The sequence below is a fragment of the Vibrio sp. A37 genome (assembly GCF_059777565.1).
In genome coordinates, this window is the sequence record NZ_JBLNLI010000001.1 from 866,896 (window position 1) to 876,895 (window position 10,000).

General features: G+C 41.7%; 9 protein-coding genes. 5 read left to right on the forward strand and 4 right to left on the reverse strand.

The window, feature by feature from the left end:
- Positions 1-11: 11 nt before the first annotated feature.
- The gene (locus ACM2FC_RS03725) at positions 12-695 is read left to right on the forward strand and encodes a response regulator (protein ID WP_498479481.1); all 684 of its coding nucleotides are present in this window, start codon (positions 12-14) and stop codon (positions 693-695) included.
- Positions 696-782: 87 nt separating this feature from the next.
- On the opposite strand, the gene ACM2FC_RS03730 is transcribed toward ACM2FC_RS03725, so the two are convergent.
- Positions 783-1,361, reverse strand: a complete 579-nt coding sequence (locus ACM2FC_RS03730; protein ID WP_498479482.1) for an outer membrane protein — start codon at positions 1,359-1,361, stop codon at positions 783-785.
- 342 nt (positions 1,362-1,703) lie between these two features.
- On the opposite strand from ACM2FC_RS03730, the gene ACM2FC_RS03735 reads away from it, so the two are divergent.
- Both ACM2FC_RS03735 and ACM2FC_RS03740 read left to right on the forward strand, forming a co-directional pair.
- Entirely contained in the window at positions 1,704-2,963 is a 1,260-nt protein-coding gene (locus ACM2FC_RS03735; protein WP_498479513.1) for an FAD/NAD(P)-binding protein, read from the forward strand.
- A gap of 8 nt (positions 2,964-2,971) precedes the next feature.
- Positions 2,972-3,442 (forward strand): hypothetical protein, encoded by a 471-nt coding sequence (locus ACM2FC_RS03740; RefSeq protein WP_498479483.1) that lies wholly within the window; start codon positions 2,972-2,974, stop codon positions 3,440-3,442.
- 66 nt (positions 3,443-3,508) lie between these two features.
- Here the strand turns inward: ACM2FC_RS03740 and ACM2FC_RS03745 are convergent, their stop codons facing one another.
- The 3 genes from ACM2FC_RS03745 to ACM2FC_RS03755 all read right to left on the reverse strand — a co-directional run bounded on the left by ACM2FC_RS03745 (position 3,509) and on the right by ACM2FC_RS03755 (position 6,396).
- Positions 3,509-4,672: a glycoside hydrolase family 3 protein gene (locus ACM2FC_RS03745; RefSeq protein WP_498479484.1), complete on the reverse strand. Its 1,164-nt coding sequence runs from the start codon at positions 4,670-4,672 to the stop codon at positions 3,509-3,511.
- Positions 4,673-4,866: 194 nt separating this feature from the next.
- Positions 4,867-5,871, reverse strand: a complete 1,005-nt coding sequence (gene ltaE, locus ACM2FC_RS03750; RefSeq protein WP_498479485.1) for a low-specificity L-threonine aldolase — start codon at positions 5,869-5,871, stop codon at positions 4,867-4,869.
- Positions 5,872-5,880: 9 nt separating this feature from the next.
- On the reverse strand, positions 5,881-6,396 hold the full coding sequence (locus tag ACM2FC_RS03755; protein WP_498479486.1) for an NUDIX hydrolase: 516 nt from the start codon (positions 6,394-6,396) through the stop codon (positions 5,881-5,883).
- A 253-nt stretch (positions 6,397-6,649) separates the two neighbouring features.
- Between ACM2FC_RS03755 and ACM2FC_RS03760 the strand changes: the two genes are divergently transcribed.
- Positions 6,650-8,302, forward strand: coding sequence for an ATPase RavA domain-containing protein (locus tag ACM2FC_RS03760; protein WP_498479487.1), 1,653 nt, complete (start codon positions 6,650-6,652; stop codon positions 8,300-8,302).
- A gap of 7 nt (positions 8,303-8,309) precedes the next feature.
- The gene (viaA, locus tag ACM2FC_RS03765) at positions 8,310-9,755 is read left to right on the forward strand and encodes an ATPase RavA stimulator ViaA (RefSeq protein ID WP_498479488.1); all 1,446 of its coding nucleotides are present in this window, start codon (positions 8,310-8,312) and stop codon (positions 9,753-9,755) included.
- Positions 9,756-10,000 lie beyond the last annotated feature (245 nt).

The window sequence follows — 10,000 nt, forward strand, 5'->3', positions numbered from 1 at the left end:
TGGGTGACAAATTGGCGAGCAAAATACTCATTGTTGAAGACGAACAGACCTTAGCGGCAGTCTTATCTGATTATCTAAAACATTCAGGGTTTGAATGTCACCTGATATTCAGTGGTGATGAAGTTATCCCTTGGATTCGTAACAATCAGGTAGATCTGGTGATACTCGATTTAATGTTGCCAGAACGAGATGGTTTGGATATTTACAGGGAACTCAGAACATTTAGTGAGGTGCCTGTCATGATGGCGACCGCTAAAGTGGACGAAATTGATCGTCTGTTGGGATTAGAGCTAGGCGCTGACGATTACATATGTAAGCCTTATAGCCCGAGAGAAGTGGTTGCTCGGGTAAAAAATGTGCTTAGACGTACGTTAAAATCTGCCACCAACACGCTAGGTAATGATCAAGAAGAATTGTTTTCTATTGACGATAAGACCATGGTCGCGACTTTCAAAGGACAAGCGTTAGCGTTAACACCTGCCGAATTTAAGTTGTTGCATCACCTAAACCGACTCTCCGGGAAAGTGCTTAGTCGAGAACAGCTAATGGACAATATATACAGTGACGGGCGAGTTGTGACAGACAGAACCGTCGATAGCCACATCAAAAACTTACGCAAGAAGATCCAAGCCATTGAACCTGACTGTGATTGTATCAAATCTATCTATGGGGTGGGGTATAGGTTTGAGGTTTGATAGGGTGTTAATTATTTCAATTAAGATCAACAAGTAAGCTATAGAAAAATAGCGTCCATGCTATGTTTGATTAAACAAAGCGTTGTATTAGAAAGTGTAACGAGCATTGATTAAGAAATTGCTTATTTCTGGCGCAACGTCATTGGTTGATTGACCATTTGGGTTACCCCAGTAATAAGTTGCAGAAGTCCCCACGCTAAATTTATCTGTTAACGCGTAGTTAATTCCAATACCCATTAATGGTGAAACGTCATGAGCTTGGTTATTACCATCAATTTCCCAGCCATTCTCACCTTGCCCTTTCAACATAATATATGCCACACCACCTTTAGCATAAATTGAGACCTTATCTGTAACCTGATAAGTACCCACGCCAGATAAGTCAATAGCCGAGGAATTTAGCGTCATAATGCCATAGTCGGCATTGCCGAAGTAGTTATAACCAAGCTCTCCACCCAATTTCCATTTATCATTGAGTGCTTGCTGGTAACCTCCAGCCAGTCTAGCAGAAGCGGCGCCTTCGATTAGGCCTGTATTATCTCCACTGCCAGTATTTTGAAGGTTGCCACCTGCACCAGCTTCTACGTAAAATTTTCCTGCAAATACATTTGCAGAAGCAAATAATGCAGTAATAGCAATAACTTTGTTCAGTTTACTTAATTTCATATAACTCTCGATAACATATTTATTTAAATTGAAAACTAATGGTTGAAAAACTATTAATATTTTTGATGTGGGATTTTATTCTCGTAGAGTAAAAATTAAACGTATAAACTTATTCCGATTTTTAATAACGTTCTACTGCAGTCAGATTTGAGATATAAGTTCCTATCTATATTTACTAGTAGCGCGAAAGTAATCGATGGTAACGTCACTGGTACTCAACATTGGCATACTTATTCGATAATCATATGAATAAACAGATAGCTATAATTGGAAGTGGGCCTAGAGGAATCTCTGTTCTTGAAAGGCTAGTGTGTCGCCTATTAGCTGAAGACAATATACCTTATTGATAAGGATTGTATTGGCGCAGGGCGAGTTTGGCGTGATTCTCAAGACGAGCGATTCATTATGAACACCTACGCGCGCCATGTTTGTATGTTTTCTGGGGCTGGTGGTATAGAAAACGCTTCACCGGGTTGTGGGCCATCTTTATTGGAGTGGTGTCAGTTTCATCGGATAGATATTGATAAAACACATAGGTTTACCTCAAGGAGAACTTATGGCAACTATTTATCCTTTGTTTTACAAAGTATTGAGAATAGTCTGCCGTCAAATATCAAGTTGATTAAGATTCAAGACAATGTAAGAGATATGGTTCTGGTTGGTCACAATCAGAGGCTTATTTTTGATAGTCATGACGATATCATTGTCGACAAGTCCATCCTTGCAACAGGCCATTCTCGTCACATGACCCTTCCAGCAGATGTGGCTGCATGTAAGAAAAAAGCTGATCATTCCGATGAGTTGCAATTTATCCCAGCAGATTCGGCGGCAGACATGGATTTTTCCAACATAAAGCCAAATGAAAAAGTTGCGGTTATCGGTCTGGGTTCTTCATTTATCGATATCATGTCGTTGTTGTCAGAAGGCCGAGGAGGAACATTTACCACCTTGGATAATGGAGAGCTGAAATATCATCCTAGCGGACGGGAGCCAATTATTTATTGTGGTTCACGGCGAGGTCTTCCGGCGTTGTGCCGAGCTGATTCGCAGGAAAATGGCTATGAGCCAAGGATTATCACCATAGAAGCAGCAGATCAACTCAAGAACAAGCATCAAATATTGGATTTTGTTAAGCATGTATGGCCGCTTGTCGAAGCAGAGTCGAATCTGGTGTACTTTGAAAAGAAAGTTGCACTAGAGAAGGGCATATCTGCGAGTGAAATTTTAGTTGAAAGAGTGCTTGGTCAAGAAAATATAAGCAAAGTAACCATTGCTGAATGTGCTTCTGAATTGCTAGGGTCTGTGTGTGAACCGCTGAACCTAATGGAGCTAGCTGTTCCATTTAAGTATCGCCTGTTTTCGTCGGCAAATGAATTTAAGCAGGCTGTACTTGACCACTTACATTCAGATTTCCAACATGCACAAGATAAATCTCCTCTAAAGACTGCCTATGAGTCGCTTCTACCTTGTAGAAAGAGCATCAAGTATCTCGTTGATCATAGCGGGCTTTGCGCAAGTTCTCATAAGGCGTTTGTTAGACAATACGGCCCTTCAATCATACATTTATGGGGAGCGACACCCCCCACAAATTTAAGCGACTAAAAGCATTGGTGAAGGCCAACATCATAAATTTTGTTGGCCCAGACTTTCAGGTAGATGCGTCTGGTGAAGGCTACACTGCGAGCTCTCCACAGGTCACTGGCTCAGAAGTGACAACAACGACAGTGATAGATGCAAGGGTTCCTTTTCCAGACCTAGCTACAACAGATAACGAACTGCTCAGAGCTATGTTTCGACGTGGAACCTTGTCCGAATTCGTCAATAATGCTGGAGAGGAGTCGTTTTTGACTGGCTCGGTTAATTTGATTCGTGAACCGTATTGTATTGTTGATGCTAGTGGGAAAATAAACCGTCATGTCTATGTGATAGGCGTGCCGATAGAAAATGTGCATTGGTTTTCTTCACTAGGGATCAGTTATCCAAGTCACTGGAGCGAGCTAGTGCAGGAAGCAGATACTATAGCAAAGGATATCTGTGAGTCGTGTCTTGTAGTGTCTCGGGCGATTGAAGTTGCGCACTAACAAACCAATATCCTGATCAAAATATCTCTAGGCCAAAACGGTATATTTTGGCCTAGATTTAGTCTGTTATGAAGCTAAATGAAAATAGTGCACTTTGGCTGCCATAATTTTCCGATAGGCTGTATCGACAATTTTTCTGTTCTCAGGAGAAGATTTAGCCAAATCATAAATAGCGTTGTAGGCAGTTGCCGCTATTTTATACGGATCGTTGCCCATCACACCACCAATCAAAATAATATCATTCCCAGCAAGTACTGCTTTTTGTACGGCAGTTTTGATGTCATATTCTTTTGATATCGCTTTGGCATCCATATCGTCGGTGATGATAACTCCCTTGAATCCAATTTTATCTCTTAAAAGACCTGTCACAATAGGTTTAGATAAGCTGGCTAATTCGCCAGATTTATCCAACTTTTTGTTTACGAGGTGAGTGACCATTATGAACTGGCAAGGTTCTGGAATATGGATTAGCTGCCGATAAGGTTCTAGCTCTTTTGGTGACCAGGTGTTGGTCACGTTAACTGAGCTGAAGTCAGTGTTACCCGAAGCGCTACCTAAGCCGGGGAAGTGTTTTAACGTGCACATAATTCCCGCTTGATGGTACCCGTCGATTTCTGCTTTTGCCATTGTGACAACCAGAGGAACATCTTTGCCAAAGCTACGCTGGTATTTACCAATAGCAGGGTTGTTTGGGTTAATGTTGAGATCGACGACAGGTGAAAAGTCTAAATTAATGCCGTATTTTTTCATCAACTCACCTTGCGTGTAAGCTTGATATTGAGTCAATGGAGGGAAGTCTGTCGTTCCAAGTTGTTGTTCACTCGAGTTTGAAAAGAAGCGAAATCCTTTTTTGGCTTTTAGGTTAGAAATCATTCCGCCTTCTTGGTCGATTCCTATTAACAGTGGTGGAAGGTGAGCTTTTTTTGCGTAGAACTGTAGATTGTTGGTTAGCTCCTTGAGCTGATTAGGGCTAGCGATATTACGGGTTTTCCCATCTTGATGGTCAAACAAGATAATACCACCAATATCATACTCAGGCATTTCCTGAACTATTGGCGAGGACGCATTGATTTTTGTTCCATATAAACCAACCATGAGCATTTGACCTACTTCTTGTTTCAAAGTAGGGCTGGGAGCTGCAAAACTCGGGGGACTTATCGTAAGGAAGGCGGAACACAATAAGCCAAAGCTTAGTTTTTTAGTCGCCTGGCTTATAGACGAAAGCTTCATATAGATACCTCTTAAAATCTACATACACACAAACAGCCTGAGCCTTTATGCTTTAGGTTAGTTGCGACAATACCTTGAAGAGAAAAAATCGCGTTTATTTGTGGTAAGTAGAATGTCAGCGTTTTTGCGAAATGGGCTAAGTGACCATTTGAAACCGTACAAAAACGCCAACTAAGAAAAAAGGTGACTTAGTACTAGATATACTGCTTTAATTTGCTGAGCAGCACCTCGATATCTTGTCTGGTGATATCTCGATGAGTGACCAATCGAAGAGGGTTATGTGCTGTAACGGTAAAGCCGTCTGACGCGAGCTTATTTGTTATTGTTTGTATATCAACACTATCATCTAATTTCGCAAATACAATGTTGGTATGCACAAACTCGGCTTTTACGGAGAAACCCGCCAGTTTGTCTAATTCCATTGCAAGATATTTCGCGTTTTCATGGTCGACTTTCAATTGTTGAACATGTTCTGTTAAAGCAATTTTACCAGCCGCTGCGAGAATTCCAGCCTGTCGCATGCCACCGCCAACCATCTTACGTAGACGTCGTGCTTTACTAATGTACTCCTTGCTACCTAGCAGAAGTGAGCCAATAGGAGCGCCTAATCCTTTGGACAAACAGATGGTCATTGAGTCAAAGTATTTGGCAATTTCTTTAACATCGACGTCGAGGGCAACGGCTGCGTTGTACACTCTAGCACCATCTAGATGCATTGAAAGGCCATGTTCATCAACAAACTGACGCGCGTTTGCTAAATAATCTAAAGGTAGAACTTTACCATTTATTGTGTTCTCTAAACTTAAAAGCTTTGTGCGAGCAAAATGGCTGTCATCGGGTTTTACCGCAGCCTTAAGTTTAGCGATATCAAGAGTTCCGTCAGGGTTATTCTCAATAGGTTGAGGTTGAATGGAGCCAAGAACCGCAGCACCTCCCGCTTCATATAAATAATTATGAGCCTGCTGTCCGCACAGATACTCATCGCCGCGTTCACAATGGGACATTAAGCCGAGTAGATTTGCTTGAGTGCCAGAGCTAGTAAATAGCGCAGCTTCAAATCCGTGTCTTTCCGCTGCCCACTGTTCTAAATCATTCACAGTTGGATCGTCACCATAAACATCATCACCAACAATAGCGTTTGCCATTGCATCTCTCATTGCTTTACTTGGTTTGGTAACGGTATCGGATCTAAAGTCCATGGGATTCTCCTATATGTAGCTTAATAGTTTGGCTTTGCTGATACATGCAATGGTTTTTGCGTCAGTAATTTTGTCTGCTTTTATTAAATTTTCGATTTGATGAAGTGACATTGTCACGACTTCAATAACTTCATCGTCGTCACATTGAGAAAGTTCAGCAGGGGTTAAATGGCTAGCGACGTATAAATGCTGGATTTCATCGCAGAAGCCAGCCATTGGTGTAACTTGGCCAATACTGACAAATTCTTCGGCAATTAGGCCTGTTTCTTCAGCCAGTTCACGTTTCGCACACTCTAACGAACTCTCGTTGTCCTCGATAGTTCCTGCTGGCAATTCAAAGAGCCATTTACGTAAAGAGGGGCGGTATTGATTAATTAAAACAATATCGCCATCTTCTCTAACCGGTAAGATCACAGCGGCGCCTGGGTGAACTATAGTCGTATGATTAATCGTCTTGTCATTAGGAAGAGTAATTGTGTCCTCAACCAAGGAGATTCGTTTCCATGTGTGAATTAGTCTGCTCATATGCGGATCTTCTGATTGTTTGAGGTTAATTCTTGTTCGAACGTTAAAAGTTCTACTCATTTCGTGTTGTAGAGCATACCTTAACGGCTATGACTTTCGATTGAAAGCTGTAAAATGAGCTGAAATTCATGGATGTGATTAGCCTACAGTTGAAACGTAGCGTCAGTCTAGCTGTTATACTTGTAACAATGTGGTAACAAATGTATAAATTGATAAGAAGAGCACTCGGGACTCAACTCCAAGGAGAGCAGAGATGATCAACCCTTCTAAAGCCTCCCATTCACAAAAAGCGCTTCTCTCTGAACGGATTAATAAACTTACCGTTGCGTTAGCAGATGGTGTGTATGAAAGAGAAAGTACCATAAAGCTTTGCTTACTTGCAGCGTTAACGGGTGAGAGTGTTTTCTTACTTGGCCCTCCAGGCATTGCAAAAAGCCTTATTGCAAAACGTTTAATTCAAGCATTTGATAATTCAAGCTATTTTGAATATTTAATGACTCGTTTTTCTACGCCTGAAGAAGTGTTTGGTCCACTAAGTATTCAAGAGTTAAAAGATAACGGGCGTTATTTACGTTTAACGGATGGCTATTTGCCTTCTGCCCAAGTCGTTTTTCTTGATGAAATATGGAAAGCAGGCCCCGCTATCTTGAACACGCTATTGACCGTTGTTAATGAGAAAACGTTTAAAAATGGGAGCGATGTGGAAAAGGTGCCAATGCGTTTGCTCGTCACTGCTTCGAATGAACTTCCGGATGAGGATAGTGGCTTAGAAGCTTTATACGATCGCATGCTAGTTAGGGTGTTTGTTAACCGTATTCAAAACAAACAAAATTTCAAATCTATGCTCACGGTGGGCACATCTCAAGAGGCGAGTATCCCGGAAGGGTTAGCTATTACTGATGCGGAATACCATAAGTGGCAAAGAGAATTAGAACAGTTGCCAATTACCGATGATATTTTTGAGAAACTTTATCAGCTTAAATCTATCCTAGAGCAAGAATCTGAATCTCAAGAGCACGCGGAAGATATCTATGTGTCAGACAGGCGCTGGAAAAAAGCATCAAAGCTTCTTAAGGCGAGCGCCTATTTCAATGGGCGAGATAGTATAAATCCACTTGACTTACTTTTGCTTCAAGACTGTTTGTGGAGCAGTCCAGAAACGAGAGATATCGTTCGAGGTGTGATTCGTGAATTTGCTTTGAAATATGCTTTCGACCAGCAAGCAGTCGACGTCAGCATTGCTCATAGTAGAGAAGAGCTAGAAGATATCCAAATGCAACTTGAAGAGCGATTTGGGATGGAGCTATCAAGTGAAACCTCCACCAAGATTTTAAAGAAAAGTACTCATCATTACAGCCTTGCAAGCGCCAAGCTCCATCAGGTCGGAAATTCCTCAAATCTAATCAAGCTGGTGGTGCTGCAAAGCAACATGTCAGTATCGGAAAAAGAGAAAGGTGACAGTCGTTGGATATATATTGCCAAATTCGATTTAGAGAAAGTAATTAAAGATGGTCAAGGCGAAGCCTATGGGTACGTGAACCAGAATACCAACTTGTGTCGGTTAAGGTTTGATCGTGACTCTGAGAATCGTTTGGTCATTAAAGATATCGCAAACCGTTCAATTCTGCTCGCGCTTGTGACCAAAGAGGGGCTAGATAATGAGTTATATAGCGAATGGCTATCGAAAGCAGAGGCCGCAGTTAAGAAGCTAGAGCAAGCTGAAGAACAGTTGAAAAGCTCTCGCCTTAAATTCCATGAAGCGTTACCACACAGTTTTATTGAACCTGAGTACCTGACGATGATGGAGTCGAGTATTCAAGATCTTCAACAGCAACTAGAATCTATAAAAGCGACATCCGAAAGAACAGTGTTTAGATTCAAAAACCTAGATAAATTCTTTTCATAGGTGGTTTATGCTTGGGGTAGATGGCTTAAATTTAATTATCTCTATTGCAGACTCCGGCATTATTGATGCAGCTGTCCACGACTTAATGGGACGCTCTCAAGTCATGATGATGAGTGAAAACCGAGGAGTAAAGTCTTCGGTTAAAAGCCATCTAAGACGTTGGCGAATAGGCGTTAAATCTCGAATTACCAAAGTGTGTGAAACTGAGCGTTTTCAAAAAGAATTAGCTCTTTATCAAGAAGTTATTCACTGGGATGAAGAGCGGTTTTTCCGCGATATTCAAGGGATAGTCCAGCAACTGGAGTGGCATTCTGCTTTTTACATGCAGGCGAGACGACTTTTAGAAAAGAATAAAAGTGTCCACAACCCAATGTTCCCTCATTATTTTTGCGACCAATGGTACAAAACATTATCGGAAGAGGTAAAGAAAGCGCAGGTCTCCGAACTGGAAGCGAACAAGGAGAAAGTGCTTAAAGACTTGTATCAGCGAATGGAAACCATGAAGAGTATGGACAAAGTCTCTAGCTCGGGCGATGAGAAGAGTATTGGGCGGCTTTGGGATATGGCCTCTGCCAAATTGAGTAAAACTGATTTGAAGGTAATGAGACGCCACGCTGAATTCTTGAAGAAACATCAAGGTTTACAAGAGATTGCTGAAAAGCTGGGGCGCATGGCCAGTGAAGTTAACGATCCAGACTTAAGTTTAGCGCCAGTCGAAGAACTTAAAATGGTGGAAGAGAAGTCGGATGAAGCGACTGATGACATTGTCGGAATTCACCCGAGTGACGACCTCAATAAACTCCTGCCCAATGAAACCATGTTTTTGGCTTATCCCGAGTTAGAAGTGATTTTCTACAAACACCTTGCCGATAAGCGTTTGATGAATTATAGGATGGAGGGTAAGTCTAGAAAACTACGTAAAGTGAAATCCAGTAAGCCTGACCGTAAAAAAGCTGAAATCGATAAAGGTCCATTTATTGTATGTGTTGACGCATCAGGGTCGATGAGTGGTTTTCCTGAGCAGTGTGCCAAGGCGATTGCTTATGCACTCATGCAGATCGCTCTGGCTGGCGATCGCGATTGCTATGTGGTTCTATTTTCTACAGAGCAAATCACTTACGAACTGACTAAGCAGGACGGGTTGCGTGAAGCTGGTGACTTTTTAACTTACAGCTTCCATGGCGGAACCGATTTAGAACCAGTGATGATTAAGTCTGTAGAACTGATGCATTCGTCTAAATACAGAAACGCTGATCTGGTGGTGGTCTCAGATTTTATTGCGCCTAAGCAGCCAGAGGAAATTTTGCAGCAAGTGGCCAACTTAAAGAAAAAAAGTAATCGTTTTCACGCGATTTGCTTATCTAAATATGGCAATCCCGAGCTGATATCTATGTTCGACCATTGTTGGTCCTATCATCCCAATTTAGTTGGCCGCATTGTGAAGAAGTGGTAGCTGACGTGAAGTCTGGTTCCTAATTTAAAATGATGGTCAATTGTCGTTAAATTCGCACATTGAATGATCATATTGCTGCAATTGTCAGCAAACGAAAATAATATTCATCTTTTTGTTTGACACTGAGTCTCTAATCATTAAAGTATGCACCGCACACGGGGGTTGGGAACAGCTAACGTGTTGATTAAGAAAGGCGCGTTGGCAGAGTGGCTATGCAGCGGATTGCAAATCCGTGGACCTCGGTT

Bases quoted from the DNA above. Each gene is read 5' to 3' on its own strand.
- ACM2FC_RS03730 (WP_498479482.1), bottom strand. From the start codon at position 1,361: ATGAAATTAAGTAAACTGAACAAAGTTATTGCTATTACTGCATTATTT.
- ACM2FC_RS03745 (WP_498479484.1), bottom strand. From the start codon at position 4,672: ATGAAGCTTTCGTCTATAAGCCAGGCGACTAAAAAACTAAGCTTTGGC.
- ltaE (WP_498479485.1), bottom strand. From the start codon at position 5,871: ATGGACTTTAGATCCGATACCGTTACCAAACCAAGTAAAGCAATGAGA.
- ACM2FC_RS03755 (WP_498479486.1), bottom strand. From the start codon at position 6,396: ATGAGCAGACTAATTCACACATGGAAACGAATCTCCTTGGTTGAGGAC.
- ACM2FC_RS03760 (WP_498479487.1), top strand. From the start codon at position 6,650: ATGATCAACCCTTCTAAAGCCTCCCATTCACAAAAAGCGCTTCTCTCT.
- viaA (WP_498479488.1), top strand. From the start codon at position 8,310: ATGCTTGGGGTAGATGGCTTAAATTTAATTATCTCTATTGCAGACTCC.